Source organism: Roseivirga seohaensis (assembly GCF_001592945.1).
Classification (GTDB): domain Bacteria; phylum Bacteroidota; class Bacteroidia; order Cytophagales; family Cyclobacteriaceae; genus Roseivirga; species Roseivirga seohaensis.
This window is the reverse complement of sequence record NZ_LRPB01000031.1, coordinates 1-205: the sequence shown is the minus strand read 5'-3', so window position 1 is coordinate 205 and position 205 is coordinate 1. Positions and strand designations below refer to the sequence as shown.

Annotated in this window: 1 protein-coding gene; it reads right to left on the bottom strand. The window is 43.9% G+C overall.

The features are described 5' to 3' along the window. A partial coding sequence (locus AWW67_RS19045) for a hypothetical protein (RefSeq protein WP_176700036.1) occupies positions 1-205 on the bottom strand: 205 nt, incomplete at both ends.

Below are 205 nucleotides of genomic sequence, written 5' to 3'. Positions count from 1 at the left end.
TCTAGGTACATCAGTGATGTCCCCTGGCTGTTGCCATCTGTCAGCAATACCAACGCTAAGGGCTCCGCCATCAAGAACACCCATTAAACCTGCATAGTTACCATCATAGATTTTACCACCTAGGCTGTAGGCAAACATTACAGAAAGGCTAAATCCTTTGTAGTTTAGGCTGTTTGTGAATGCTCCATAAACGTCAGGAATAGAA